The sequence below is a fragment of the Aeromonas sp. S15(2024) genome, from assembly GCF_041402265.1.
Classification (GTDB): domain Bacteria; phylum Pseudomonadota; class Gammaproteobacteria; order Enterobacterales; family Aeromonadaceae; genus Aeromonas; species Aeromonas dhakensis.
Genome location: NZ_JBGLQY010000017.1, coordinates 25496 through 51443, shown reverse-complemented (window position 1 = coordinate 51443; position 25948 = coordinate 25496). Strand labels below are relative to the sequence as shown.

The 25948-nt window shown below is 62.1% G+C and carries 21 protein-coding genes and 1 pseudogene; 8 read left to right on the top strand and 14 right to left on the bottom strand.

Annotated features, from left to right (window positions below; genetic code table 11):
* Positions 1-115: 115 nt before the first annotated feature.
* The 3 genes from ACB033_RS21920 to ACB033_RS21910 form a co-directional block, all read right to left on the bottom strand.
* Positions 116-1603 carry a diguanylate cyclase domain-containing protein gene (locus ACB033_RS21920; RefSeq protein WP_139726233.1) on the bottom strand — a complete coding sequence of 496 codons (1488 nt, stop codon included), beginning with the start codon at positions 1601-1603 and terminating at the stop codon, positions 116-118.
* Positions 1604-1705: 102 nt separating this feature from the next.
* Positions 1706-3091, bottom strand: a complete 1386-nt coding sequence (locus tag ACB033_RS21915) for an ATP-binding protein (RefSeq protein WP_005306091.1) — start codon at positions 3089-3091, stop codon at positions 1706-1708.
* A gap of 10 nt (positions 3092-3101) precedes the next feature.
* A complete protein-coding gene (locus tag ACB033_RS21910) occupies positions 3102-3824 on the bottom strand; it encodes a response regulator (RefSeq protein ID WP_139726232.1) in 723 nt (240 codons plus the stop codon).
* Positions 3825-4003: 179 nt separating this feature from the next.
* On the opposite strand from ACB033_RS21910, the gene ACB033_RS21905 reads away from it, so the two are divergent.
* The 3 genes from ACB033_RS21905 to ACB033_RS21895 all read left to right on the top strand — a co-directional run bounded on the left by ACB033_RS21905 (position 4004) and on the right by ACB033_RS21895 (position 5145).
* On the top strand, positions 4004-4177 hold the full coding sequence (locus tag ACB033_RS21905; protein WP_017765550.1) for a hypothetical protein: 174 nt from the start codon (positions 4004-4006) through the stop codon (positions 4175-4177).
* Between the two features lie 70 nt (positions 4178-4247).
* Positions 4248-4574: a hypothetical protein gene (locus tag ACB033_RS21900; RefSeq protein WP_139726231.1), complete on the top strand. Its 327-nt coding sequence runs from the start codon at positions 4248-4250 to the stop codon at positions 4572-4574.
* Between the two features lie 220 nt (positions 4575-4794).
* On the top strand, positions 4795-5145 hold the full coding sequence (locus tag ACB033_RS21895; RefSeq protein ID WP_005306105.1) for a hypothetical protein: 351 nt from the start codon (positions 4795-4797) through the stop codon (positions 5143-5145).
* Positions 5146-5202: 57 nt separating this feature from the next.
* On the opposite strand, the pseudogene ACB033_RS21890 reads toward ACB033_RS21895, so the two are convergent.
* The 3 genes and pseudogenes from ACB033_RS21890 to ACB033_RS21880 all read right to left on the bottom strand — a co-directional run.
* Positions 5203-5496, bottom strand: a pseudogene (locus ACB033_RS21890) (hypothetical protein); the annotation flags it as partial.
* Positions 5497-5507: 11 nt separating this feature from the next.
* Complete coding sequence (locus tag ACB033_RS21885; RefSeq protein ID WP_019838612.1) at positions 5508-6509, bottom strand: diguanylate cyclase; 1002 nt, start codon at positions 6507-6509, stop codon at positions 5508-5510.
* Between the two features lie 182 nt (positions 6510-6691).
* Positions 6692-7627: a helix-turn-helix transcriptional regulator gene (locus tag ACB033_RS21880; protein ID WP_371140757.1), complete on the bottom strand. Its 936-nt coding sequence runs from the start codon at positions 7625-7627 to the stop codon at positions 6692-6694.
* A gap of 75 nt (positions 7628-7702) precedes the next feature.
* Between ACB033_RS21880 and ACB033_RS21875 the strand changes: the two genes are divergently transcribed.
* Entirely contained in the window at positions 7703-8101 is a 399-nt protein-coding gene (locus ACB033_RS21875) for a VOC family protein (protein ID WP_371140756.1), read from the top strand.
* A 428-nt stretch (positions 8102-8529) separates the two neighbouring features.
* Here the strand turns inward: ACB033_RS21875 and ACB033_RS21870 are convergent, their stop codons facing one another.
* The gene (locus tag ACB033_RS21870; protein WP_371140755.1) at positions 8530-8706 is read right to left on the bottom strand and encodes a hypothetical protein; all 177 of its coding nucleotides are present in this window, start codon (positions 8704-8706) and stop codon (positions 8530-8532) included.
* 71 nt (positions 8707-8777) lie between these two features.
* Here ACB033_RS21870 and ACB033_RS21865 point away from each other — a divergent pair, with 71 nt between their 5' ends.
* Together ACB033_RS21865 and drt2 are read left to right on the top strand one after the other, a co-directional pair.
* A complete protein-coding gene (locus ACB033_RS21865) occupies positions 8778-9722 on the top strand; it encodes a LysR substrate-binding domain-containing protein (protein ID WP_371140754.1) in 945 nt (314 codons plus the stop codon).
* Between the two features lie 754 nt (positions 9723-10476).
* Positions 10477-11751 (top strand): antiviral reverse transcriptase Drt2, encoded by a 1275-nt coding sequence (drt2, locus tag ACB033_RS21860; protein WP_371140753.1) that lies wholly within the window; start codon positions 10477-10479, stop codon positions 11749-11751.
* Positions 11752-11811: 60 nt separating this feature from the next.
* On the opposite strand, the gene recD is transcribed toward drt2, so the two are convergent.
* The 6 genes from recD to ACB033_RS21830 all read right to left on the bottom strand — a co-directional run bounded on the left by recD (position 11812) and on the right by ACB033_RS21830 (position 22507).
* Complete coding sequence (gene recD, locus ACB033_RS21855) at positions 11812-13851, bottom strand: exodeoxyribonuclease V subunit alpha (protein WP_371140752.1); 2040 nt, start codon at positions 13849-13851, stop codon at positions 11812-11814.
* Complete coding sequence (gene recB / locus ACB033_RS21850) at positions 13848-17453, bottom strand: exodeoxyribonuclease V subunit beta (RefSeq protein WP_371140751.1); 3606 nt, start codon at positions 17451-17453, stop codon at positions 13848-13850. The genes recD and recB overlap by 4 nt, the downstream gene beginning before the upstream one ends.
* On the bottom strand, positions 17453-20800 hold the full coding sequence (recC, locus tag ACB033_RS21845; protein WP_371140750.1) for an exodeoxyribonuclease V subunit gamma: 3348 nt from the start codon (positions 20798-20800) through the stop codon (positions 17453-17455). Before recC ends, recB begins: the two co-directional genes overlap by 1 nt.
* Positions 20801-21024: 224 nt before the next feature.
* A complete protein-coding gene (locus tag ACB033_RS21840) occupies positions 21025-21417 on the bottom strand; it encodes a DoxX family protein (protein ID WP_024941255.1) in 393 nt (130 codons plus the stop codon).
* A gap of 40 nt (positions 21418-21457) precedes the next feature.
* Positions 21458-22144 carry a pirin family protein gene (locus ACB033_RS21835; protein ID WP_005306141.1) on the bottom strand — a complete coding sequence of 229 codons (687 nt, stop codon included), beginning with the start codon at positions 22142-22144 and terminating at the stop codon, positions 21458-21460.
* A 30-nt stretch (positions 22145-22174) separates the two neighbouring features.
* Entirely contained in the window at positions 22175-22507 is a 333-nt protein-coding gene (locus ACB033_RS21830; RefSeq protein WP_011707661.1) for a hypothetical protein, read from the bottom strand.
* Positions 22508-22764: 257 nt separating this feature from the next.
* Here ACB033_RS21830 and ACB033_RS21825 point away from each other — a divergent pair, with 257 nt between their 5' ends.
* Together ACB033_RS21825 and ACB033_RS21820 are read left to right on the top strand one after the other, a co-directional pair.
* Positions 22765-23679, top strand: coding sequence for a LysR family transcriptional regulator (locus ACB033_RS21825; RefSeq protein ID WP_010635876.1), 915 nt, complete (start codon positions 22765-22767; stop codon positions 23677-23679).
* Between the two features lie 445 nt (positions 23680-24124).
* On the top strand, positions 24125-24889 hold the full coding sequence (locus ACB033_RS21820) for a helix-turn-helix transcriptional regulator (RefSeq protein WP_336290147.1): 765 nt from the start codon (positions 24125-24127) through the stop codon (positions 24887-24889).
* A gap of 58 nt (positions 24890-24947) precedes the next feature.
* Here ACB033_RS21820 and ACB033_RS21815 read toward each other — a convergent pair whose 3' ends face one another.
* Positions 24948-25766 carry a UTRA domain-containing protein gene (locus ACB033_RS21815; protein ID WP_024941253.1) on the bottom strand — a complete coding sequence of 273 codons (819 nt, stop codon included), beginning with the start codon at positions 25764-25766 and terminating at the stop codon, positions 24948-24950.
* Positions 25767-25948 lie beyond the last annotated feature (182 nt).

The window sequence follows — 25948 nt, the reverse complement described above, 5'->3', positions numbered from 1 at the left end:
AATGGAAAGAGGGACAACAGGTGTTGGAAGGCTGGGGTATCCATGATGGAGGTCCTCATGGTGATGACCTACTTCCAGATTAGCCTTCCAACACATAATTGGGACAGCGCCTTTTTTATTGCCCCGCCTCGTCTGCCATCTCTTTCACATAGCTTGCCGCCTGCCAGGTGTTGCGCCCCAGCGACTTGGCGCCATACATCAGCTGATCCGCCTGCAGCAGCACTCGTCGGCCCTCTGCCCTCACCTCGGCCGGCACCCACACCGCCCCCGTGCTGATGGAGATGCCAAGCTCCCCGGCGCTGGTCGACAGCTTGCGGCCATTGACCTCCCGCCCGATCCGCTCGGCCCACTGCTGCAGCGTTGCCATGTCGACCACCAGCAGACTGATGCAGAACTCCTCGCCGCCGATGCGGGCGAACAGGGCGCTGGCGGGCAACACCCCCTGCACGCACTCCACCATGGCCGACAGTACCTCGTCGCCGACCCCGTGCCCGAAGTGATCGTTGATCCCCTTGAAGCGATCGAGATCGAACAGCAGCAGGGCACACGGCTCGCCGCTGCTCAGCCGTTGTTCCAGCAGCGGCAAGAAGGCGCGCCGATTGAGGATGCCGGTCATGGAGTCGGTGCTGGCGAGGCGCTCCAGCCTGGCGTTGGCCTGGATAAGCTCGGCGGTACGGCTCGCCACCGCCCGCCGCAATTGGATGATGTAGGCCATCAGCACCAGGCCGCCGACGGCCAGCAGCCAGGGCCAGAGATGAGCCGGGTAGACGGTCTCGATATGCATCCACTTGCGGATGATCCGTTCCCGATCCGCCTCGCCGATGCGGGCGAAGCCTTGCTCCAGCTCCTGCAGCAGCGCCTGATTGCCCTTGGCGACGGCAAAGCGGACGTCATCGCTGTAGAGGTGGCGCACCGGGATGAAGCGGGTGGGATCCGCCGCGGTGTAGATGTAGAAGTTGGCCACCTGCAGGTCGGCGATGAAGGCTTCCAGTTCGCCGTTCAAGGCAGCCCGCAGCATGGCGTCGTTGTCATCGAAGGTGCGCAGCCGGGTGCGCGGGAAGTTCTTGCGGGCGTAGTACTCCTCGAATCCTCCCGCCACCACGCCCACGCTCTCGTGCAGCAGGTAGTAGTTCACGTCCGAACCGCGCAGAGAGTTGGCGAAGAAGAGCTGGGCGTCGAGGTGGGAGAGGGCCTGGCCATAGTCGTAGACCCTATTGCGCTCCGGCGACCAGAGCAGGCCACCATGGACATCGGCCTGGCCGTTGCGGACCAGATCCAGCGAGCTCTGCCAGTCCACCAGCTTGAACTGGATGGGGCGACCGGTGACGCGGCCATACTCGCGCCACAGATCGATCAACAGGCCATCGGGCTGACCCGCTTCATTGAGATAGGAGAAGGGCTGCCAGGCCTTGGAGTTGGCCACGATGAGCGGTTTGGGCGCTGTGTTCGCCCATACCGGCAATACCAGCGCACAGAGCAGCAGCAACCACCCGTATCCGACTCGCCACCAGACTCCCGACTCACCTGCCATCCCTGTACCGACCCTGCTGTTTGGCCGTCTGCGCGGCCATCGATTATCACCATCTTCAGCATAGGAGAACAAGCATGAGCGAGTATGAAACGAGCGTGATGCCGGCCGGACCAGTACAAGACCAAAAACGAACAGGGCGCCCGCAGGCGCCCTTTCCATCGACTCGTTCGCCCCTCACAGCGGCAGGCTGATGCGAGCCTCCAGCCCGCCCTGCTCCCGGTTGTGCAAGGTCAGCTCGCCCCCGTGCTGGTGCACCAGGGTGCGGGCGATGGAGAGCCCCAGCCCCACGCTGCCGGATTCGGTGTTGCGGGCCTCGTCGAGGCGCACGAACGGCTTGAATACATCTTCCAGCCGTGCCGGATCGATGCCGGGCCCCTGATCGCAGACCCGGATCACCAGCTCGCTGTCGGTGCGTTCCAGCGACACCTCGGCACTGCCGGCGTACTTGATGGCGTTGCCGATGAGGTTTTGCAGCACCCGGCGCAGGGTGTTGGCGCGGCAGGCATAGACCTGCTTGCCCTCTGCCAGACAGGTAACCGGCTGACCGGTGTCGGCATAGTCGTCGCACAGGCTCTCCAGCAGGCTGACCAGGTCCAGCTCCCGGGTCGCCTCCTGCTGCCCCTCCTCCCGGGCGAAGCTGAGGGTGGCCGCCAGCATCTGTTCCATCTGTTGCAGGGTCTGCTGGATCCGCTCCTTGTCCTCCCCCTCGTCCAGAAACTCGGTGCGCAGCCGCAGGCTGGTGATGGGGGTACGCAGATCGTGGGAGATGGCCGCCAGCATACGGGTACGGTCCTGCACGAAGCGATCGAGCCGGGTGTGCATGCGGTTGAAGGCCTGGATGGATTCGCGTACCTCGGTCGGCCCCTCTTCCCGCAGCGGCTCTATGTCCTCGCCGCGGCCGAGCCGGTCCGCGTTGGCGGCCAGCTGCTTGAGCGGCCGAGTGGCACGACGGAACAGCCAGATCATCATGCCGATCACCAGGCTCGCCACCAGCATCAGGTTGAAGGTGGTCTGCCAGGACCAGCTGGCCGACTCCTTGTCCACCAGCGAGCTGAACTGCAGCCAGCCGCCGCGCGGCAGCTGGATGGAGCCATACAGCCGCATGTCCTGCGGTGGCGGCACCCCCTTGCGGTCCTTCATCATCCGGTTGTGGTGCTGCCAGGCCCGGCTGCGCTGGGCATCCTGCTTGAGCTCGGCGCTGATCTCCACCATCAGGGTCGAGGGGTAACCCAGTCGGGAGCGCACCAACTGCTCGAAGCGGGGGCTGCGGTTGTCCGGCTGCAGCGGCTCGTCGGCGATGCGCAGCAGCAGGGTCTCGCTGCGGCTCGCCTTGAGGATCTCGTCATAGAGGGAGGGGGGCGAGAGGGCCAGCAGCCGCACCACCGAGACGATGCGCTGCATGGCGTTGCGGCTGTTGACGTAGCCGAGCGCCTCCTCCCGATCGGTACGATAGATCTGGATGCTGAGCAGCTGGATCAGCACCAGCCCGGCCAGCGCCACCAGGATGATCTGGCCGGTCAGCCCCTTGGGCCACAGCTTCGACCAGCCGCGTCTTAACATCCCCACCGCCTTATACCTGGGTCACATCGGCAGCAAACAGATAACCGCCGCCCCAGATGGTCTTGATAAGCTCCGGATTCTTGGGATCCCGCTCCAGCTTGCGCCGCAGCCGGCTCACCAGGGTGTCGATGGCACGGTCGAACGCCACCGCCTCGCGGCCGCGGGCCAGATCCAGCAGCTGATCCCGGCTCAGCACCCGCTGCGGGCGCTCCAGAAAGACCCGCAGCAGGTCGAATTCGGCGGTAGAGAGGCTCAGGCCCACCCCTTCCTCATCCACCAGCTCGCGCCGGTTGATGTCGAGCAGCCAGCGATCGAAGCGCAGATCCCGGGTCAAGGACTCGGCCACCGGCTGCGGCTCGACCTGGGTGCGGCGCATCACCGCCTTGATGCGGGCCAGCAGCTCGCGCGGATTGAACGGCTTGGCGAGGTAGTCGTCGGCCCCCATCTCCAGCCCTATGATGCGGTCGGTCTCCTCCCCCATGGCGGTAAGCATGATGATGGGCAGGCTGGACTTGGCCCGCAGCTCGCGGCACAGGGTCAGGCCGTCTTCTCCCGGCATCATCAGATCCAGCACCAGCAGATCGAACTCCCGCTCCTCCAGCAGCCGCTTCATCTCCTTGCCATCGCGGGCACAGCTGACCCGCAGGCCGTGCTGTTCCAGAAAACGTTTCAGCAGATCGCGGATCTCGCTGTGATCGTCGACCACCAGAATGTGGGTGCTGTTTTGATTCATGGGGACCTCCTGTTAGAGCTGGCACGAGTATACGAAAATCCGCCGGGCGGTTTGTGTCAAAGTGTGCCAGATCAGCAAGATGCCACACTCTGCTACAAAAAAGCGGCCGCTCGGCAAAGTTGAGACACAGACCGGCTGTTTACTGTGACCACCCCATCGGTTGCAGGAGCAGACAGGCCATGCTGGCCCTCACCACCCCCTTGCTGCTGGCCTTTGCCGCCAGCGAAGCCCTTGCCAGACAGGCAAGGCGCACATCCGGCCAGACCGACCCGGTGCAAGCCGGCGCCGTCGACGCGGCAGCAGACGATACCGGCGTGCCCCCCGACCAGGCGACCGAGCCCCCTTCGTCATGATGCGCCCCCTCCGGTGCGCACCTTGACCTTCCCGCCGCCCCTGCGGCATCTCATCAAGGAGAATCGACTCATGATCAACAAGACCATGGCCCTGTTCATGCTGGCCGGACTGGCCCACACCGGGCTGGTCCAAGCCGCCCTGCCAGCCGACGTCAGCGTTGCCCCCGGCCTGCTGTTCGTCAACTGGCACGACACCGCCAGCAGCAGCGATGCCCATCCGACCCTGGAGGTCCACAATGCCGCCGGCGACCTGATCAAGCGGGTCCCTGCCCGGCTGAACGGCATGCAGCAGGTACGCCTGCCAATGCGGGCCCAGGGTGACCTGACCCTCAGCCTGGATGGCGAGAACAGCAGCTATCGGATGCCCTACAACGTCGGTAGCGGTCGCCAGCGCTAAGCCCGCCCATCCGGAAAAATACCCCGCCAGCGACCAACGCTGACGGGGTATTTTTATTGCCCATCCAGCATGGACCCGGTCAATGTCCGGTACAGGGTCATGGTGTCACACTCTGCTACAAAATAGGCTTCAACTGGCAAAGTTCAGACACCTGTCTGGTGTGTAATCAGGGTCAAGGCGAGCAAGCCGACCCCGAACTCAATCCGCAAGGAGATAGACCATGAAAAAACTGACCAAGACTCTGCTGACCGCCACCCTGATCCTTGGCCTGCCGCTTGGCGCCTATGCCGCCAGCGAAGCCGTCAGCACGGCCCAGCCTGGCATGATGACCGACTGCCCGATGGACGGCAGCGGCATGATGGGCGGCAAGCACCATGGCGGCCGCCACGACAAGATGGCCCGCATGCAGAACATGACCCCGGAGCAAATCCAGGCGAACCTGCAGCAGCGTTACGACAAGATCGAAGATCCGGCCAAGAAGGCCGAGTTCGTGAAAAACCTGAATCTGCGTGCCGACGGCATGACCAAGCACGCCGAAGCGATGAAGCAGTTCGCCGAAGCGCACCAGTAATTCGAAAGCAGCAAAAAGGGGCCCGCGGGCCCCTTTTTTCATGCACGTCGTTCAGACTCAGGCCTTGGTCTTGTCGGCCAGGTTCAGGGTCTTGATGGTTTCGCCTTCGAACTTGATGAGCACGGTTTTCTGGGCCACTTCGGACTCCTTGAACAGGCTCTTGGAGGTCTCTGCCAGCATGGGGGAGACCTTGTTCAGGGCGCCCAGATCATAGGTCCACACTTCCAGACCGGCTTCGGTCTTGGTGCTGGCCGGTGCACCCAGCTTCTCTTTGATGGCCTGCTTGTTGGAGCCGCCTTCCTTGATGTCCAGCGCCTTCTTGATCGCCTCGTTGGAGGCGCTGTCCATGGCGGGGCAGCCAGCTACTGGCAGATCTGGTTCTTGCCCGTCTGCTTGGCCTGATAGAGGGCCCGATCCATTCTGACCATCAGCTGACCCATGCTCTCGTCCGGCCGGTACTCGGCCAGCCCGAAGCTCATGGTGATGGGAAAGTGCTCGCACACCGGCGTATCCATCAGCAACTGCCGCAGCTTGTCGGCCACCCGCCAGCCATCGGCCAGGCCGGTATTGGGCAGCACCACCATGAACTCGTCCCCGCCCCAGCGGGCAATCAGGTCTATTTCGCGAATGTGGCTGCGCACCAGCGCCACTATGTTGATCAGGGTCTGATCCCCCGCCTGGTGGCCGTGGCTGTCGTTGATCTGCTTGAAGTCGTCCACGTCCATGGCGATGACGGAGAAGGGTTGCTGAAAACGCTTGGCCCGCTCGCACTCCTGCCGAATGGTGCGCTCCAGCCGGTAGCGGCTGGCGGCACCGGTCAGGGCGTCGGTCTCCGCCAGCTGGCGATTCTCCTCCGCCTTCTGCTGCAGCGCCTCGTTGAGCCGCACCAGCTCGGCGGTGCGCAAGGCGATCTGCTGCTCCAGGGTGTGATTGCGCCGCTCCAGCTGCTCCAGCAGCAGCTTCTGGGCGTGGATGTTGCGGTGGGCGCCGATCATCCGGGCCACAGAACCGTCCGGGTTGCGGGCTATGATGCGGCCGCAATCCTCGATCCAGATGTAGTCGCCGCCGCGGCTGCGGCAGCGATACTCGACCCGGTAGTCGGGGGCGGCGCCGCTCAGGTAGGCGTCGAAGCAGGCCATCACCTGCTCCATGTCGTCGGGATGGATCACGCTCTCCCAGGTGAAGACCGTGTTGCCGAGGGTGTGGGGCTCGTAGCCCAGCATCCGGTACCAGCCGGGATTGCGATAGACGAACCCGGTGTTGGCGTTCCAGTCCCAGATACCGTCGCTCACCACCGCCAGGATGCCGTGCACCACGGCTTCGCTGACGTCCGAGATCCTGATCGTGTCACTGTCTTGCAGCATAGAGACCATCCTTGCCCTCTCACCCCCAACTGCGGGAAATTCACTCTGATTGAAGAAATATGGGGAGACGACTCCCATGAAACCCAACTCTGTCGCGGCCAGCCGGCTCATGGCCCGTCTCCGGTTATCGGCCGCAATCAGGTTCGTCTGAACAACAGTAGCAACCAGTGTGACTCAATACACTAGCCTTTTCCGGTTTTAAAGGCGGGATGATGCCGGTGGCGATAGTGGCTGGGCGCCAGGCCATGCTGGCGTTTGAAGGCGGTGGAGAAGTGGTACTCGTTGCGAAAGCCGCACTGCTCGGCCAGCAGCTTTACCGAATCGGCCCGGCTGGCCAGCAACAACGCCGCCCGTTGCAGCCGCAGCCGTTGCAGCAGCGCCATGGGCGCCAGCGCGAAGTGCTGCTGGCAGAGCCGGTAGAGCTGGCGCTCGGAGAGATGCAGGGCGCCGGCCATGCGCGCTATGTCCCAGGGCTCGGCCAGCGCCTCCTTGAGCAGCAGTTCGAGGCGCAGCGCCAGCCGCTCGCCGCGCCGCTGCCCCTCTCCTTTCTGCAACAGACGGCGCAGATAGAAGCCGAGCTGCTCCACCAGCAGGGCGCTGAGCAGCGGGTCCTGGTGGCGCTCCTGCTCCGCATAGAGATTCTCGATGGTGCGCAGCAGAGTGGCCTGCTGGGAGGTGCAACCCAACCGGGATTGGCTGGCGAAGGCATCCCAGGGGGAGTCCTTGTGCAGCAGCAGCCACACCAGCTCCCACTCGCTCGACTGCTGGCTCAACAGCTCGCTCGGTGGCTCACTAATCGGCTCACTCAGCTGCTCACTAAGCTGCTCTCTCAACTGATAGCAGAGCGGCTCCCCGGCCGGGATCAGCGCCCACTCCCCGACCTGCAGCCGCGCCATGCGATCGCCCACCAGCACCTCCCCCCCTCCCCCCAGGGTCAGCAAAAAGCAGTGCATATCGGCAAAGCGGCGCGCGATACGGTAGCGGGTCTTGAGGCGAGAGAACCCCGCCAACCACACCTGCTCCTGCGCGAGGGCCGGCAGCAGGCTGTCACAGCAGATCTGCTCGCGGCAGTCGGGGGAGACATCGATAAGCTCGGTGTTGGCAGTTTCAGACATCATCAGGACGGACTCAGCCATGTCGAAGGGGCAGGCCCCAGCATAGCATTAAGGGCATCAAGTCACAGGAGACCAGCCATGCATATCCATCACGTCGCCATCTGGGCGCAGGATCTGGAGGCGCTCACAACATTCTACTGCACCCTGTTTGGCGGGCAGGCCAATGAGCGCTACCACAATCAAGCCAAACAGTTCAGCTCCTACTTCGTGCGCTTCGAGGGGGGCGCCAGCCTGGAGCTGATGCACACCCCCATACTATTTCCGGCGGATCTGCGCCTGCCGCACCCGCTGCAGGGGCTGGCTCACCTCGCCTTCTCCCTCGGCAGTGTGGAGGAGGTGGACAAGATGACCGCCCGCCTCAAGCTGCTCAAGGGGGCCGAGGTGAAACACCTGGACGGCCCCCGCTGGACCGGCGACGGCTATTACGAGAGCACCTTCCTCGACCCGGAAGGCAATCGGCTGGAGCTCACCATCTAATACCTGAATGCTCCCCTCACCCTGCCCTCTCCCAACGGGAGAGGGGATCAAGCAGCATCGAAGATATGATCGCCAGCCATGTTGATTCGGTTGATGGCAAAAATAGCCAGCCAAGTAGGTTCGATTAGCGAAGCGTAATCGGACAGCGTATTTGCTCCCTTCTCCCCTTGCGGGAGAAGGGTCGGGGATGAGGGGGGAGGAAAAAGAGATTACACGGTAAACGTTGGGCTTCGCTACGCTCAGCCACCACCTTCGCACCAGATTGATTGATGCGGGTCTCGAGCAGAAATATATACGGGACTACCAATCGCCAGATCATATCACCTGAGGCGCAATACCATATCTCAGACAGGGTGACACCAGCGCCGCTCAATATCATATTCAGAAAAATAAATATTAATTTTGCCCGCGGTACAAAAAACAGCGTCTCAATATTTAATCCTGTCTCTGGCGTGATGCTGCTTTTGATTGTCATCGTTGTGCAGCCCCATATCGTGTCGCAACCAGTCTGGCATATTCTCCTGCTTGAATGTGCGGGTCTTGTCGGCACTTCTGGTCAATATTTTCATGATCGCTTCGATCAGATTGCTTCCTGCCGTTTCCATGATAACCTCGCCTTGATTTCGCCGTTTGATTGGACGTCGAGTGTTATTAATCCGGGCCAGGAAGGCCAACGATGAAAGCTAACCAGACACATAAGCGCAAGTTATACATCGCCCAGATCGGCGCCCTGCACACCTTTGAGGCGGCAGCCCGCCACGGCAGCTATTCCCGCGCTGCCGAGGAGCTGTTCATCACCCAGGCGGCGGTCAGCCAGCAGATCCGGGGGCTGGAGCAGAGTCTGGGGGTCAAGCTGTTTGTTCGCGAGGGGCGCAACATGCGCCTGACCGAGCGGGGTGCACGCCTGCTCCCCTGGGTCAGCCAGGGCATGGCGGCGTTCGAGCAGGGCATGGCCTCCCTCGAGTGTGAACCGCTGGCAGGGGTGCTGAACGTCACCGTCATTCCCTCCTTCGCCAGCCGCTGGCTGATGCCGAGGCTCTGGCGCTTCGTCGAACGCCACCCCGAGGTCGAAGTGCGCCTCAACGCCAATCCCCAGGTGCAACCCATAGGCCGGGGTGGCATGGATCTGGCGATCCGCTACTGCAACCGGGTCGACCCCGAGCTGAGCTCCTGCCTGCTGATCCGGGAGTGCGTCTTTCCGGTCTGCTCGCCGGCCCTGGCCGAGCGGCTGCAGCGTATCGAGGATCTCTACGACACCGTCATCGTCTCCGGGCCCGACTACGCCGGAGTCTCGTGGGAGAAGTGGCTGCAGGAGTCGGGCTATCGGCTCGACCTGAGCCGGATCAAGCGCTTCGAGGTCAACAACAACAGCCTGGCGATCGACATGGTGCTCTCCGGCAAGGGGGTCGCCCTGAGCCGCAACGTGCTGGCGGGGGATCTGATCGCCAGCGGCCTGTTGACCCGCCTCTTCACCAAGAGCTACAACCCCGACAACGACTACCACCTGATCTGGGATCCCGACTCTCCCCGACTGACCCGGATCCGCTGCTTTATAGACTGGCTCAAGGAGGAGGTCGCCCAGGGCCCCGGCTGCCAGCCGGATATGCAGGCCGAACCATAAGACAGAGGCGGTTGGGGAGTGTGGATATCCGACACTCGAATCTCTGGTCTGTCGAAACAGCCTCCAATTAGGTGATCGTCGGATTACGCGACCATCCGGTTACGCTATTGTCCGATTACGCGACCGTCCGATTACGCGACCGTCCGATTACGCGACCGTCCGATTACGCTTCGCTAATCGAACCTACAAGTCCCCAATAAACCAATCATCCGAATCAGATCAAAGGAGGCCAAATCTCCCTTCTCCCTTGCGGGAGAAGGGGTAGGAATGAACGGTTGGTAAAAGAGATTTTCAGAAAAATTGGGCTTCATTATGCGGAACCACAACCCACGCAACTTGTAGACTAGCACTAAACCAACGAAGCCCAACTTACCATTTTTTAAAATATAAAAAATAGTTTTGGCAGATAGATTTAAAATCCCTATCAATATAAAAACTTCTTATTGAGTTTACTCTCACCGTTCTTTATCATGGTTTCGCTTACTTATTTAGGAAGTAAGGTGTATCACAAGCTGTCAAGTAGAACGCTCACCAGTACACTGGCTAGCAGACGACTTGCATGGCCGCAGATGGCTAGTAGACTCACGTCGAACACTCCTGCGATGATGGTATCATATATCATATCTGACATTCGTGGCCGACATCATATCGGTGTTGTGAATGCGTATTTAAGTACGTTTGTTAAGCCCGGATTGGGAATCGGATGGCCACAGTCCTTTACCTTTCCGGGTTTTGCAATTTAAGGCTCAATATGATGAACTCAGAAAATCAATGGTTTCGGAGTCGTGGTTACTTACATTTTGATTCTCCAGTAAAATTACGAAAAGCATGTCAAATTGTAAAATCGCCCCTCAATGTTGCCCACCATGCTTTCCTCCCGCTAATAAGTTACGATATACACAGCTTTAAAATATCAATAGACAAAGATGGTAATGTTCAAAAGAAAATAAAAGAAAGGCCAATTTCATATGCATCACATATCGACTCTCACATTTACTCTTACTATGCAGAGTTATTGTCTAATGTATATGAGAAGGCTCTCCACGAATTGCAATTAAAAGAATCCGTACTTGCTTTCAGATCTCTTGGAAAAAGTAATATTGATTTTGCTAACACGGCCTTTGAAAAAATAAAGGCTCATGGTGATTGCACTGCAATCGCGATGGATATCTCTGGTTTCTTTGATAATTTAGATCATGTAATACTCAAATCAATGTGGTGCAAATTACTCCAAGAAAACTCATTACCAAATGACCATTTCAATATATACAGATCTCTAACCAAATCGTCTACAGTCAATAGAGACCTATTGTATGCAGCACTTAAAATATCGAGAAACAATCCAAAATCTACAGGGGCAAGGCTTTGCGATATAAAAACCTTCAGAGATAAAATACGAGGCCTAGGGCTAATAAAAACCAACTCGACTGGAAAAGGTATACCACAAGGAACATCTATAAGTGCTCTTCTGTCTAATATATACATGCTAGATTTCGACAAGAAAATAAAAGACATAGTGGTATCTATTTCAGGAGAATACTATCGTTACTGTGACGATATGCTTTTTATCATCGATAGTGATAAAACCAGCGAGTTAATATCTATAGTGACAAAAAGCATCTCCGAGCTAAAGATAGAAATAAATGATAAGAAAACAGAGGTTAGAAACTTCCACGTATACAGCGGAGTTCAAAAATGCGACAAGCCGCTACAGTATTTAGGGTTCATTTTTGATGGCGAAAGAAAACTAATTAGATCAGCAGCCCTAGCTAGGTTTTCAGGCAGAATGAAAGCTGGGGTTAGGTTAGCTAAAAAGACGCATCAAAAAGCCAACCTTATTGAAGAGAAAAATGGTGTAGCGAAAACACCACTATTTAAGAAGAAAATTTATGAGCGTTACTCGCATTTAAGCAAGCGAAACTTCATCACATATGGCCATAAAGCGGCAAATATAATGGGTTCTAATGCGATCAAAAAGCAATTAAAACCCCTTTGGGGGCGACTACTCAAAGAGATGAATGAGCAATAATTTTTCACTCCTAAAAACATACGTTGACGGCGGCAACTCCCTTCACCGCCGTCCAACCCATCACTCCCCCAACCTCTGTGCCAATCCAGAATAACGCTCGGTCTTTTTCCTTACCGCCTGTGCCAGCAGGGCGCGATCGCCGTAGAGATCGAGGCGCGCCTTGGCGCGGGTGATGCCGGTATAGACCAGCTCGCGGGTCAACAGCGGGCTGGGGCTGTCGGGCAGCACCAGCACGGTATGGGCAAACTCCGAGCCCTGGGATTTGTGGATGGTCATGGCATAGACCGTCTCGTGGGGCGGTAGGCGGCTGGGCAAGAGGGCCCGCAGGGTGCCGTCCGGCTGCTCGAACCAGACCTTTAAGCGGCCTGTTTCATCGGGCAGGCAGAGCCCCATATCGCCGTTGTAGAGGCCGACCCCGTGGTCGTTGCGCACTACCATCACCGGGCGACCGGCATACCAGTCGCCATCGCGGGCAATCAGGCCAGCCCGTGACAGGGCCAGTTCCAGCCGCTCGTTAAGCCCCTCGACGCCGAACGGGCCGTCCCGCAGGGCGCAGAGGATCTGAAAGCCGTTGAACGCCTTGAACACGGCGGCGGGCGCTTCCCCCGCGCGGGCCGCCTTCAGATAGCTGCCGTAACCGACCACCCCCAGGGCAATCAACTCGTCGTAGGCCTCCCCCGCCCAGGGATGCAGGCTGATATCCATAAATCCTGCGCCCCAGACCGCCTCCACCGCCGCCGCATCGCCGCAGTTGCAAGCGCGCGCCAGCTGGCCGATGCCGGAGTGCTGATCAAAGCGCCAGCTTTTGGAGAGTAAACAGAGGCTGTCGCGCACCGGGGCCCCCGCGGGCGTGCCCTGCAAGCGGTAGCCGGTCTGGCGGGAGAGCCAATCCGCCTGGGCGGGGCTGATGCCCTGTTCGATAAAGCTGCAGATATCGCCGAGCACGGCCCCCGCCTCCACCGAGGCGAGCTGATCCTTGTCACCGAGCAGGATCAGGCGAGCGTGGCTTGGCAGCGCGTCCAGCAGGCGCGCCATCATCGGCAGGTCCACCATGGAGGCCTCATCCACCACCAGCAAGTCCAGGTGCAGCGGGTTGCCTTTGTGGTGGCGGAACTGGCTGCGCCCCGGGATCACCCCGAGCAGCCGGTGCAGGGTGCCCGCCTCGGTGGGGATGGCTTCCACCCACTCAGGGGGCAAGTCCAGCGCCTGCAGGGCAGAGCCGATACTCTCGGTCAGACGCGCCGCCGCCTTGCCGGTGGGGGCCACCAGCCGGATCGCCGGGGCCTTGCCCGCTTGCAGACCGGTCTCCACCAGAATGGCCAAGAGCTTGGCGACCGTGGTGGTCTTGCCGGTGCCGGGACCGCCGGAGATCACCGCAAAGGGGCGTGCCGCCGCCGTGGCCGCCGCCAGCTTCTGGCCGTTGCAGCAGAGCGCCTCGGGCACCAGCGCATCCAGTTTGCCAAGATCGCTGGCCGCCTGGGCACCGGCCAGCAGCGCCTCGATGGCGGGCCAATCCACCTCGTTCGGACACACCAGATCCAGGTACTTCTCGATAAAGTGGCGGGCCGAGAAATCCGGCGCGAGGCGGGCCTTGAGCAGGGCCGCGAACACCAGGCCGTAGTCGCGGGCAAAGAGGCGCGACAGGGCCGGGGCTATCTCCGGCCATTCGGCGCGCTCACTCAAGGCACGCAGATGGCGGGCCACCCCTTGCTCGTGATCGTGGTAGCGGGTGAGGTAGAGGCGGCCGTGCCAGAGCCGCAGCGGCCAGCGCGGGGCTTCCCCCTCATCCTGTTCGCCGCCAACCAAGGGGCTTGCCGCAAACAGGGCGGGCCAGCTCGCCGGATCCGCCAGATCGGCCAGCAGATCCCGGCCCTGATCCGGATCCAGCCCGAACGGGCGCAAGGATCCGGCAGATAACATCTCCAGCGGCAGACAGACATGGCCGCGCCCCAGCTCGAAGCAGGCGAGCGACGCCCCCAGCACCAGCTCGGGGCCGCCGCCAAGGTCGGCCACCAGCTTGGCAAATTGCAGATCCAGCTGGCGGATGCGCCCCGCCAGCGCCAGGGCCTTGAGCCGTTCGATCATCATTGCGCTCTTCATGCTTCTACCCCGTTATCCGAAACTTGTGCGAGGGCTGGCGCCGCCCCCTCGCTAAACAGCCGATCCAGCCCCAGCACCAGCTCACGGCTGGGCCGGGTATGGAAGATCCCCCCCTGTGGCATGCCACGCAGGAACAGATAGAAAACCCCGCCAAAGTGCTGGTCGAAGTCGTAGCCCGGCAGACGCAGGGCGAGCAGCCGGTGCAGCGCCAGGGAGTAGAGCTGGTATTGCAGGTCGTAGCGATGCTCCACCATGGCCTGCTCCAGCGCCGGCCGGCTGTAGTCCGCCGGGCTCATGCCGAGGTGGTTGGATTTGTAGTCGAGCAGATACCAGCGCCCCTGCCAATCGAACACCAGGTCGATAAAGCCCTTGAGCATCCCCTGCACAGTGGCGAAGCTCAGCGGCTTGTTGCCCCGCGACAGCGGGTCGTGCTGCTGGCAGAGAGCGGTCAGCGCCGGGGCCGTCACCCGCCCCATGGGCAGGAAGAACTCCAGCTCCACCTGCTTGCGCTCGGGGGCCAGATCCCGCAGCCGCACCGGCTCGCCAAAGCCAGTTTCAAGCGGGGTCTCCAGCACCGCCTCCACCTGCTGTTGCAGCACTTGGGCCCAGCTCTCGTCGAAGCCGTCCTGCGCCAGCAGGGTGGCGATATGCTGTGCCAGCGGCTCGCCTGCGGCACTCTCAAAGTCGATGGTCTCGAACAGGCTGTGCAGCAAGGTGCCGGGGCGCGCCCCCTTGGGGAAGGTGAAGATGGAGGGCTGGGGCGCCTGCACTGGCTCTTCGGCAGCCAGCGCGGCTGCCTCGGTGGCCACCTCGTCATCGAAGCCGGGATTGGCCAGCACCCCCTTGCTGTGGCCGTGGCCCTGGGCCGCGAGACCAGAGTAGGAGCTGATCCACCAGTCCCGCTCAAGGGTGCCGCCAAAGCGGCGCACCCGGGGCTCGCCCAGTTGCTCCTCTTCTGGCGGCAGCGGGGCCGGGCGGGTGAGCGAGGGCTCACCGACGGCCACCCCGGGCAGATCTTCAGCAAGCGCACTGAGGGCGGTGGCCAGGGTCGCGGCGTCCCCCTCTTCGCCCTTTTGCAGCAGGTAGCCGATGGCGGTCTGGTGCAGGTCGGTCTTCTCCGACTTGCCGTTACCGGAGCGCACCGGCGCCAGCCCCAGCCAGGTGGCGTAGACGCCCCGAGTCAGCGCCACGTAGAGCAGGCGCAGATCCTCGGCGAGGCGCTCCTTGTCGGCCTCTGCCAGGGAATCCTCGGCGCCGGTGAGATCGAGGATGGTGCGATTGCCCGCCTCATCGGCCTCGTGATAAAGCGGCGTGTCGGCGCTGCGGTGGCTGCAGATAAAAGGGAGGAACACCAGCGGGTACTCCAGCCCCTTGGATTTGTGGATGGTCACGATCTGCACCAGCTTGCGCTCGGACTCCAGGCGAAGTATCTGCTCAGCATCCTGGCCGCTCTGGCGGTTTACCGCCTCCCCCAGCCAGCGCAGCAGGGCGTATTCACCGTCCAGCTCGCTGCTCACTTGCTGGAGCAGCTCCCCCAGATGGAGGAAATTGGTCAGCCGCCGCTCCCCGTAGGGGCTCGCCAAGAGGGAAGAGGCGAGATTGCGCCGGTGCAGCAGGGCCCGCAGCATGGCCAGCACGCCGCGCTTGTGCCAGACCTTGCGATACTCCATAAACTCCTGCACCGCGTTCTCCCACGCCCGCTCATCCGAGGCAAGCTCGTCGAGGGCCTTGGCGTCCAGATCGAACAGGCCGGTGGCAAGCGCCGCCCGCAAACTTCTCTCCTCGCTCGGGTTCTGGCAGGCGTGCAGGATCAGCAGGATCTCCCGCGCCTCCACCTGCTCCAGCACGCTCTCGCGGTTCGACAGATAAACCGAGGCGATGGCGAGCCGTGCCAGCTCCTGCTGCACCAGCTTGCCCTCGGCGCCGGTGCGCACCAGCACGGCGATATCCCCGGCTTTCACCGGCTCGCTGCCGATCAGCGCCTTGCCCTCCCGGGCCAACATCAGCAGCCGGTGGATCTCCACCGCCGTGGCGCGGGCCATCTTGCTCTGGTAATCCCCCCGGTTGAAGGTGGGCTGGCCGGTGAGCTGCCAGCAGTGCAGCACGGGGGCGGCTTCGCCGTCGAGGCGCAGCGCCTTGCTCTTGCCCTGCGCCTCCACCGGCAGGAAGGGGATATCCGCCTCGTAGATAAAGGGATCCTTGGCCCGCTCGAACAGGCCGTTGACCGCCGCCACCAGGGCGCCGCTGGAACGCCAGTTGCGCCCCAGGGTGTAGTGGGCGCTCACATTTCGCCGCGCCTGAATGTAGGTGAAGATGTCGGCGCCGCGAAAGCCGTAGATGGCCTGCTTGGGGTCACCGATCATCAACAGCGCCGTGTCCTGGTGGCCGCCGTAAAGACGATGGAAGATGCGGTACTGCTGGGGGTCGGTATCCTGAAATTCATCGATCATGGCGACCCGGTAGGTGGCGCGAATGCGCTCGCAGAGCCGCTCGCCAAGGCTAGAACCCAGCGCACCGTCGAGGTCTTTGAGCAGGTCATCGAACGAGAGCTGATGAGCCTGCCGCTTGCTGGCCTGCATCCGGCTGCGCACTACCTTGGCCGCCCGTTGCAGGATCAGATCCCGAATGCCGGGGCGGCTCGCCAACAGCTGATCTATCTCGCTGAACAGCGGCAGGGTGGGCACTGCGCCCCCCTTCTTGAGGTTCTCCTCCAGCACCGTCTGGCCGAAGCGCTCCAGTTCCTTGGGAATGGCGTAGCCGCTGGCCTCGTCTTGCGCCCAGTCGGCTATCTTGGCGAGCCACCCCTCGTAGTTCTTGCCGGTGTAGCGGCTAATATGGCCATCGGTCTGACGGCGGATCTCGTCCACCTGCGCCAGCCAGACCTCCTTCACCGCCGCGATGCGACTCATGGCCGCCTGATGGCGGGCGGCCAGGGTCTCGTCCCCCGTCGGCGGGCGCATCTCCAGCTCGCTGTTGTCGAGCCAGCCGTTCATCTCCCGCAGCAGGGCGGCGGGGCTTGGCCAGAGCGCGCGAACCGCGCTCGCCAGGGTTTTATCCACCGGATAGAACTCGGCGCGCCAGTAGTCGCTCACCGCCTGCAGCCTGAGCTGGCTGTCGTCGGTGAGAAATTCGGTTTCGAAGAGGGCGCCCGACTCGAAGGCGTTCTGTTTCAGCATCCGCTGGCAGAAGCCGTGGATGGTGAAGACGGCCGCCTCGTCCATCTGCCGCTCGGCGGCCAGCAGGCGGCGGGCCGCCAGCTCGTGATCCGCCACCTCCTCCAGCAACTGGGCCAGCAGGGCATCGCCACTTTGCCCGCGCATAAAGGCGAGACGCGCTTCGTGGATGCGGCCACGGATCCGCCCGCGCAGCTCGGCAGTGGCCGCCTCGGTAAAGGTCACCACCAGGATCTCGGTCACCGACAGGGGCCGCTCGTGGGCGCTCGCCTGACCAGCATCGGCGCCTTCTTCAATGAGCGGACCATGACCCAACAAGAGGCGCAGGTAGAGACCGGCGATGGTGTAGGTCTTGCCGGTGCCGGCGGAGGCCTCGATCAGCCGCTCGCCATGGAGGGGAAAACGCAGGGTATTGAGCGGATTGGCCATTATTGCAACTCCTCCAGCGCCTTGATCAGCGGGGTCAGGTGTTCACGGGCCAGCGCCTGCAGCTGGGCCAGCACCTCGTCATCGAGTTCCGGGAAGCAGCGGGCGACGTAGACGTCCTGCCCCTCCCCCGTCACCATGTAGCCGCCGTTGAAGCGGGCGAGCGCCGCCTTGTCGGCGGCCTCCGGTTTCTCCGGATCCTTCTCGATCCCCTTGATCCACTCCCAGGCAGTGCTCGGGAAAAACGGCAGCGGCCGCTTCATCCCCTGCATCCAGAGCGCCACCAGCGCCGCCAACTTGGGCCGCGCCTCGTCAGCAGCGAGTACAGGCAGGCGCAGGCTCTGCTTGGCGTCAAACAGCAGGGTGTCACCGGGGGCATCGCTCAGGGAGAGGCAAAGGTGCTGGATCCAGCCCAGCAGCAGATCCTTGCCGTTGAAGCTGCCGGGTTTGATCACCAGCAAGCGCCCCTTCTGGGTGTCGATCCACCCCTGCAGCTGGCCCTGGGTCAGGGAGATATCGATCTCCACCGCCTGTTTGTCTGCCTCATTGGTCGCCACCCAGGGACGCAGCCGATCCGCCAGCTTGCCCATCTCGGCGTCCAGATCGTCCAGCAGCAGGCTGCCGAACCAGCCCTGGGGCAGCAGGCCGGAGAGCTGCAGGCGCTGGCGACGCTCCTCGCTTTCCCCCTGTGCCAGATGGGCATCGAGCAGCAACGCCTTGAGCTGGTAGTGCTGCAGGCCGTCCAGCTCGAACGGTTCGCTGTCCTCGATCTCGGCCTCGTCCAGCTCGAACCACACCTTGAGGCGGCGGTTGAGGAAATACTTGGCAGGCTGGCGATAGAAGCGCAGCAGCTCCGCCAGCTCCAGCCCCTGCTCTTTCCCCCATTCGGGGGGCAGCGGCAGCTCGCCGCTCTGGAAGTTGGCGGCCCCACGCTGCGGGCTCAGGGCCGGCAGCCAGTCGGCGGCATAGGTGAAGAGGCCGGAATGTGCCGCTGGATAGAAGTAGCTGCGGCTGTAGGGGGTGAGCGGGTGTTCGACGATCAGGTGTTCGAGCAGCCGCTTGCCTGAGGTCTCGTCAGCGAGCTTCTCATCCCCCGCCAGCACGAAGCCCTGGCGCACATAGTCGATGAGCTCCGCCAGCAACACGGAAGGCACCTTCTCGCTGTTGTCCTGGGCACTGAAACCCTGATAGCTGATGTAGAGCCCCTGCTGGGCGCTCAGCAGCGCCTCGAGGAAGAGGTAGCGGTCGTCGTCGCGACGCGAGCGATCCCCGCGCCGGCCCGCCACCGCCATCAGGTCAAACCCCATGGGGGGCAGGGTGCGCGGGTAGACGCCGTCGTTCATGCCGAGCAGGCAGACCTGTTTGAAGGGGATGGAGCGCATCGGCATCAGGGTACAGAAGTTGACCTGACCGGCGAGGAAGCGCTGGCTGGAGCGGGACTCCCCCAGCACGCTGCCGAGGTAATCCTGCAGCAAATCGGCACTGATGTGCTGCTCGAAGCGGGCCTCGCCGAGCTGGGCGAGCCAGTCCGCCAGCTGGCTGCGAATAAGCTGCAGCTGGCGCTCTTCATCCTCGTCGGCCTGATAGAAGCGCTCCAGCAGTTCGTTGAGGCAGGCGATCCACTCGGGCAGCGACTGCGCCTGTTGCAGGCGGGGCAAAAATTCCGCCAGGGAGTCGACGAACCAGGCGAGCTTGCCGAGCGCCAGCCCCTGCTGCCCCTCGATATCGGCGTAGGGCAGGATGCCTGCCACCGGCTCGCCATCCCCCATGGCAAAGCCGAGCAGCATGCGGCGCAGGCCGAACAGCCAGCTGTTGCCAGAAAGGCGCGGCAGATCGAAGCGCTCCGGGTAACCGTCATCCAGCCCCCAGCGAATGCCGGTCTCCTGCACCCAGCGCCGCAACTGGTTGAACTCGTCGTCATCGAGCTCGAAGCGGCGCAGCACGGCGGGCACCTCGAGGATGGCGAGCAGCTCGCCAGCCCCCAGCCGAGCGTTGGGGAGTCTCAGCAGGGCGAGGAAGCTCTGCAGCAGCGGGCTCTCCTGACTGGCCGCCCGATCCGACACCGCGAAGGGGATCTGGCCCCGCGCGCCAAACACCGCCTGGATATAGGGGCCGTAGCTGTTCACATCCGGCATCATCACCACCACGTCTTTCGGGGTGAGGGAGGGATCCTGCTCGAACAGCGCCAGCAGCCGGTCGTGCAGCACCTCAAGCTCGCGCATCGGGCCGTGGCAGGCATGGATCTGCAGGGATCCATCCGCCGGACTGATGGGGCTCTTGTGGTGGCTGGCATCGAGGCTGAATTCGCCAGCCCCCCGTTCGGCCAGCTCCAGCACGTCTTTCTGGATGGCATGCAGCAAGCTGGTGTCGTCGATATCGACAAAGGCCTCGATTTGCGGCACCTCCAGCTCCATCAGCTGGTGCAGGTAGTCGCGCCCCAGCTTGCCCATGGAGGCGAGCAGCGGGTTGGCGGGGCCCTGCAGGGTGTCGAGATCGGTACCGGGCTTGAGCTTGTTTTGAAGGCGCGCCAGGGTCTTGCGATCGAGCAGGTCCCCCCAGTAGTAGCGGCAGGGGTTGGTGACGAAGAGGTGCACCTCCACCTCATCCCGGCTGCCGAGGGCCAGCAGCGCCTCCACGTAGCGCGGCGGCAGCGCCGAGATGCCGAACACGAACACCCGCCGGGGCAGCGTGCCCGGCAGCTCGGCGGTGCGCTCCAGCTCGTGGATGAACTCCTCGTAGAGGTTGGCGCGGTGGTAGCCGCTGGGGGCCAGCGCCAGGGTGCGAGCCACCAGCTCACGCCACAGCTCCGGCTGCCAATCCTGACCGCTCACCCCGGCCAGCTCCTGACTCAATCCCTCCCCCTGTTCCCAGCGGGCGATCCAGTCCGGCCGATAGACCAGATACTGGTCGAACAGATCCGCCACCTTCTGGCAGAGCTGCCACAACCTTACCTGCTCGGGATCCTGGGCAGGATCCGAGGCAGGATCCGCGTAATCCCCACTCCCCAGATAAGCGGCCAGCGGCGCAAAGGCGGGGCGGTCGAGCAGGGCGGGCAGGATGGTCATCAGCTGCCAGCTCATGGAACCCTTGTTGTAGGGACTCTGGCGCGGCACGTCCGCCAGCACCCGGGTGAACATCTCCCAGATAAAGCTGGCGGGCAGCGGAAAGTCGATATTGGCGGCAATGCCGAAGGCCTTGGCCAGCTCCAGCTTGAGCCACTGGGCCATGCCCGGGCTCTGCACCAGGATCTGCTCGCGCTCGAAGGGGTGAGCGAGGGGGGTCTGCCGGATGCGGCTCACCAGCAACTCTTTGAGCAGATCCAGCTGATTGGAGTGGTAGAGGGTAAACATGGGCAATTCCCGCCAGTGCAAAAGAGGGGTCAGCGCGGGAAAACCTCAAGGATCCCCGTCACGTCACAGGTATCGGGATTGTCGGGGATCGGGGGATAAGATGCAAAAGGCGCTTGTTGTCGCCGATCACATCGCCCATCTGCCGCAGGCAAATGTGGCGGGCATAAAAAAGCCGGTGCAACTGCACCGGCCAAAAGGCGTTGGAAAACTCGAGCCTGCGGGGTTTACCAGTTCTTGCCGAGGCGGGCATCCAGGCTGAAGGCCCCTGCACCGGCCGCCGCCAGGGCCAGGAAACCACCGGCCACGGAGACGTTTTTCATGAACATCAGCATCTGCATCTGGTCGGCAGGCTGATAGTGGAAAATAAAGGCGGCCATCAGGGTGAAACCGGCCATCAGCACGGAGAGGCTGCGGGTAAACAGGCCCAGCATGATGGCGAGGCCACCGCCCAGCTCCAGCAGGATCACCAGCGGCAGGATGAAACCGGGCACGCCCATGGCTTCCATATACCCCTGAGTACCGGCGTAACCGCCGATCTTGCCCCAGCCCGCAATCACAAACATCAGAGCCAGCAGTACGCGACCCACCAGCAGTGCCAAATCTTTCATCTTGTCCATTTCAATATCCTCGTTTTGCGTCACATCACCGCTGACTGCTTCAGGGTAGGTCAAATAACAGGGCTTGGCTGGCACTCATGGCCACCAGATCCCATTTGGGCTCATCACGACTGAGTACCCCGTCGCCGGGTCGGGCAGCCAGACCGTTGGCGGCAAGCTCCCCTGAAATCATCTGCAGGTAACCGTGTCGGCCGGCCAGCTCCCAGGTGAGGCTCTCACCCGGTTCAAGCTGCAACCGCCATACGCGGGCCTGCTGGCGGATCCTGAAGGATCCTGCTTCGCCATCCGGTGACGCCACCAGCGTCATGCCCGGGTTGGCTTCAATCTTCTTCTGCTGATAGCCGGGTGTCGTGCCGTGTTCGTTCGGCTCGATCCAAATTTGCAGCAGGGAGAGCGGCTCGGTCTGCGAGGGGTTGTACTCGCTGTGCCGGATGCCGGAACCTGCGCTCATCAGCTGGAAATCCCCCGCCGGGATCTGCTCGGCATGGCCGAGGCTGTCCTTGTGCTCTATGGTGCCTTGCAGCACGCAGGTCAGGATTTCCATGTTGGCGTGAGGGTGGGTCGCGAAACCGCCACCCGGCGCCACCAGATCCTGATTGATGACCCGCAGCACTGAATGCCCCATCCAGTCCGGGTCGTAGTAGTGCCCGAAGGAAAAGCTGTGGCGCGCATCCAGCCAGCCGAAGTTGGCTTTGCCGCGCGCTTCTGCGGCTCTCAATTTCATCATGGTGTGCTCCTCACGTACCGATACGGTTGATTAACGCTGTTTGCCGCTACCGATGCCGAACGGAATGCGGTAGTCGCTGCTCTGCTCACCCAGGCTCACGGTCAGGTTGCCCTGGGTGCGGCTCGGGATCTGGACCTGCTGGCTGCCCATCAAGTTGGCGTGGACGGAGGCAACCAGGTCGCCAGACTCGTCACGCACTTCCAGCATGGGGTTGCCCTTGCCTTCCACCGCGGCGGTGGCGTGCCAGTTTACAAACAGCACACCCGGGGCGGCGTTGAGGTCGGCCGGGACGGAAGCCTGAGCAAAACCTGCGGTCATCAGGCCTGCAACGGCCAGCATCTTGATTACGTTTTTCATGTTCATTCATTCTCTTGGTTTTATGTCATTGCCAAGGCCGCTGTGGCCAGAATCAATGCATCCATGCAAGAGGTCATTCAAATAGTGTGTTGTTCTTTCACCGAAGTCAGACGCCCTGATTGAGGGGGTCACAGTCTGGAACTACCCGTTTATTTGGCTGCTTGGCGCTCCTGCCTAAGCGTTGATTGAATATTAAAGACACTTGGCCTAACTTGTTAGCGAGATAAACTGGCAAACATGTTCAAAAAAATTGAAGGCAATTTATGGCCAAGGAACTGAACAAGGAACGGGCGCTGACCCTGGAAGCCATCCGGGTGCTGGATGCCATCGACCGCCGCGGCAGCTTCGCGGCGGCGGCCGACGAACTGGGCAAGGTGCCCTCGGCGCTGAGCTACACGGTACAGAAGCTGGAAGACGAGCTGGACGCCATGCTGTTCGATCGCAGCGGCCACAGAACCAAGTTCACCCCGGCCGGCCGCATGCTGCTGGAGCGCGGCCGGATTCTGCTGGAGGCGGCCGAGCATCTGGTGGGCGAGACCCGGGCGCTGGCCCGCGGCTGGGAGACCGACATCACCATCGCCGTCGATGCGCTGGTGCCGCTGCAGGCGCTCTACCCGCTGGTGGAACGGCTGGCCGAGCTGACCGATACCCGGCTGCGGCTGCGGGCCGAAGTACTGGCGGGCAGCTGGGAGTGTCTGGAGGATGGCCGGGCCGACCTGCTCATCTCCTCCCTCAATCCCGACATCATGATGACCGGCATCAAGCACCAGCCGCTGCAGGAGGAGGTGATGCTCTACGTCGCCCACCCGGATCATCCCCTGCATCAGGAACCCGAGCCCCTGGCGGACGATACCCTGCGCCGCTACCGGGCCATCGCGGTGGCCGACACGGCGCTGCGCAAACCGGTGCTCACCTATCGCCTGCTCGACAAGCAGCCGCGGCTGACCGTCAGCACCATGGGCGAGAAGCGCGACGCCCTGCTGGCGGGGATCGGGGTCGGCACCATGCCGCTGAGCTGGATTGAAGAGGACATCCGGGCCGGACGGCTCAAGGTGATCGGCCCCGAGTATCGCCACCAGATCCAGGTGGTACTGGCCTGGCGGCGCGACACCATGGGCAAGGCCAAGAGCTGGCTGATCCGGGAGATACCCAAGCTGTTTCCCTGCAAGGGGGAATAAATGTCTGCCACGCGAGGGCGGCGGCGCAGGAAGTGCCGAAACTGAGCCCCTGTCTTGACGGCGGGCTCAGATTCTAGGAAAAGAAAAAAGCGGCCCTCTTGCGAGTTCCGCTCAATGCCAGGAAAGAATAAAAAACCTTGCGGTTTAAAAAACCCTTAAATTGGAAGCAAACAATCGATTTCTCAACCAGGAAGGTCTTGAATCCGATTCGTTTTGAATTATGCGCGATGTTTTATGCGCCACCAGCAAAATGTTGAACGGTTGAAGGATATGCACCGCAGAGTATCACTATCTGCAACCTTCGAGCGCGACTGGTCTGGCCATTTCAATCGATTAGGTCGGGTTTGTTTCCTCTGGTTTTTTAAAGTGTCAGTATCTGAGCCCACAACGACAAAAGAACTCAATTTCTGACACAACATAAAAATGCAGATAAAGGAATAGTTGCATGACCTACAGCCAGACCCTGGCCAACAATATTCTCGACACCCTGAAGAAGACCCTGACCGACAAGGGGATCCGCTATCAGACCCTGGCAGAAGCCATGGGGGTCTCCATCGCCACCGTCAAACGGATGATGAACAAGCCCTCCCTGCCGTTCGACACCCTGCTGGAGGTGTGCCACCTGGTGGGGCTCTCATTCGAGGAGCTGCTGGACCGCACCCAGGACGCCCAGAGCCGGCGCGCCGTCTTCACCCAGGAGCAGGACGAGGCGTTCCACAGGGAGCCCGGCCTCTACGCTTTTCTCGCCAACATCTTCTGGCGCGACAAGACCCTGATCGATCTCAAGCGGGAGTACGGCCTGACCGATGCCTCCTGCTACCTCTACCTGCGCAAGCTGGAGAAGCTCGGCATCCTGCAGCTCGGCATCGACAACAGTTACCACTTCCTCATCAGCGAGCGGATCAGCTTCGAGCAGCACAGCCGCTTCGCCCGCCAGCAGGCGCGCCAGGCGATGTCGGTGCTGGGGGACTATCTGGTGGAGAACATGCACAAGTCCAACAACTACATGGCGCTGTGCCAGCTACACCTCAACGAGAGCGAAGCGATGGCGCTGATCGAGCGGATGAAGGAGTACTGGCACCAGGAGCTCAAGCTCAACCGTCCCGCCATCGGCCATCAGGAACACAGCAAGACCTACACCATGTCGCTGCAACTGGCCGACTGCGGCTACCAGAGCTTCGACGACCTGATCCCCAATATCGACAACTGATCCCGGCGGATCCCGCGGGATCCGCCACCCCCTTTCCAGGCTGGCGTTGCTTGCCAACTCACCCCTGATCCACGAGCCGGGTTTGCTGCAGCTTGCCTGCGAGGGGCTGCAATGCTCGCGTATCGAGACAGATGCGGATGGCATCCGGCCGCCAGTGTTCAATATCGCAATCCACCAGCGCTCCCCGCTCGTCGTAGTTGACCCGCACCAGCCGCAGCACGGCGCTCCCCTCCGCCAGATTGAGGGCGCGGGCAATGGCGCCGCGCGCCGCCGAGGGGGTGATCTCGAGGCTCGCTCCACCCTGGCCTATGCCATAGCGCTCCCGATAGAGCTCGGTGAGGGAGCTGGCCAGCGGCGCGCTGGCGATATCGGGAAAGCGGCTGGCCAGCAGATGGTGGCTGACGTGCAGCACGGGGCGGCCGTCGATGAGACGCAGGCGGCGGATTTCATAGAGCGGGGTGAAAGGCTCCAGCCCCATCCAGCGGCAGAGCTCGCTGCTGGCCAGCTCGCCACCGTGGGCCAGCACCCGGGTCTCGGCGGTGCGCTGCTGCTCGCCGATCCACTGGTGAAAGTGGGTATGGATGGCGGGGTCGTAGGTGAGGCGGGGCGGTGCCACGAACCAGCCGCGCCGCTCGGCCCGGTAGATGAGGCCGTCAGCCTCGAGGCTGGAGAGCGCCTCCTTGATGGTGATGCGGGTGGTGGCGAATCGCTCGCTCAGGGCCCGCTCGGCGGGCAGCTGCTGTCCCGCACCCAGCTGGCCGCTGCCGATATAGCGGCGCAGGGTCTGGCAAATCTGTTCACACTTGGAGGCGCGGCCATCGGCCACTGCCCGCTCGCTCAATCTCGGTTCGATCACGCTCATCTTCCTGTCGCTCATCCTGGCTGCCGTGGCTGGTTCACCCCTCGCTGGAGTAGTCCAGCCTCACTCGGATTGAGAGTTGTAACCGTGCAGGATGACAGCGCCATGACAGGACGATTGTCATCAAACTGCCATCAAAGCGCCCCGCCACCGTCATATTTCCCCTCTAGCATCCCTCTCGAACCTTAACTGACCTAGTC

What these genes read in the sequence shown, in the direction of transcription:
- recC (WP_371140750.1), bottom strand. Translation starts at nt 20,800, where the DNA reads ATGTTTACCCTCTACCACTCCAATCAGCTGGATCTGCTCAAAGAGTTG.
- ACB033_RS21880 (WP_371140757.1), bottom strand. Translation starts at nt 7,627, where the DNA reads ATGATGTCTGAAACTGCCAACACCGAGCTTATCGATGTCTCCCCCGAC.
- ACB033_RS21910 (WP_139726232.1), bottom strand. Translation starts at nt 3,824, where the DNA reads ATGAATCAAAACAGCACCCACATTCTGGTGGTCGACGATCACAGCGAG.
- ACB033_RS21865 (WP_371140754.1), top strand. Translation starts at nt 8,778, where the DNA reads ATGAAAGCTAACCAGACACATAAGCGCAAGTTATACATCGCCCAGATC.
- ACB033_RS21905 (WP_017765550.1), top strand. Translation starts at nt 4,004, where the DNA reads ATGCTGGCCCTCACCACCCCCTTGCTGCTGGCCTTTGCCGCCAGCGAA.
- recD (WP_371140752.1), bottom strand. Translation starts at nt 13,851, where the DNA reads ATGAAGAGCGCAATGATGATCGAACGGCTCAAGGCCCTGGCGCTGGCG.
- ACB033_RS21830 (WP_011707661.1), bottom strand. Translation starts at nt 22,507, where the DNA reads ATGAACATGAAAAACGTAATCAAGATGCTGGCCGTTGCAGGCCTGATG.
- recB (WP_371140751.1), bottom strand. Translation starts at nt 17,453, where the DNA reads ATGGCCAATCCGCTCAATACCCTGCGTTTTCCCCTCCATGGCGAGCGG.
- ACB033_RS21885 (WP_019838612.1), bottom strand. Translation starts at nt 6,509, where the DNA reads ATGCTGCAAGACAGTGACACGATCAGGATCTCGGACGTCAGCGAAGCC.
- drt2 (WP_371140753.1), top strand. Translation starts at nt 10,477, where the DNA reads ATGAACTCAGAAAATCAATGGTTTCGGAGTCGTGGTTACTTACATTTT.
- ACB033_RS21900 (WP_139726231.1), top strand. Translation starts at nt 4,248, where the DNA reads ATGATCAACAAGACCATGGCCCTGTTCATGCTGGCCGGACTGGCCCAC.
- ACB033_RS21915 (WP_005306091.1), bottom strand. Translation starts at nt 3,091, where the DNA reads ATGTTAAGACGCGGCTGGTCGAAGCTGTGGCCCAAGGGGCTGACCGGC.
- ACB033_RS21840 (WP_024941255.1), bottom strand. Translation starts at nt 21,417, where the DNA reads ATGGACAAGATGAAAGATTTGGCACTGCTGGTGGGTCGCGTACTGCTG.
- ACB033_RS21820 (WP_336290147.1), top strand. Translation starts at nt 24,125, where the DNA reads ATGACCTACAGCCAGACCCTGGCCAACAATATTCTCGACACCCTGAAG.
- ACB033_RS21835 (WP_005306141.1), bottom strand. Translation starts at nt 22,144, where the DNA reads ATGATGAAATTGAGAGCCGCAGAAGCGCGCGGCAAAGCCAACTTCGGC.
- ACB033_RS21870 (WP_371140755.1), bottom strand. Translation starts at nt 8,706, where the DNA reads ATGGAAACGGCAGGAAGCAATCTGATCGAAGCGATCATGAAAATATTG.
- ACB033_RS21875 (WP_371140756.1), top strand. Translation starts at nt 7,703, where the DNA reads ATGCATATCCATCACGTCGCCATCTGGGCGCAGGATCTGGAGGCGCTC.
- ACB033_RS21895 (WP_005306105.1), top strand. Translation starts at nt 4,795, where the DNA reads ATGAAAAAACTGACCAAGACTCTGCTGACCGCCACCCTGATCCTTGGC.
- ACB033_RS21825 (WP_010635876.1), top strand. Translation starts at nt 22,765, where the DNA reads ATGGCCAAGGAACTGAACAAGGAACGGGCGCTGACCCTGGAAGCCATC.
- ACB033_RS21815 (WP_024941253.1), bottom strand. Translation starts at nt 25,766, where the DNA reads ATGAGCGACAGGAAGATGAGCGTGATCGAACCGAGATTGAGCGAGCGG.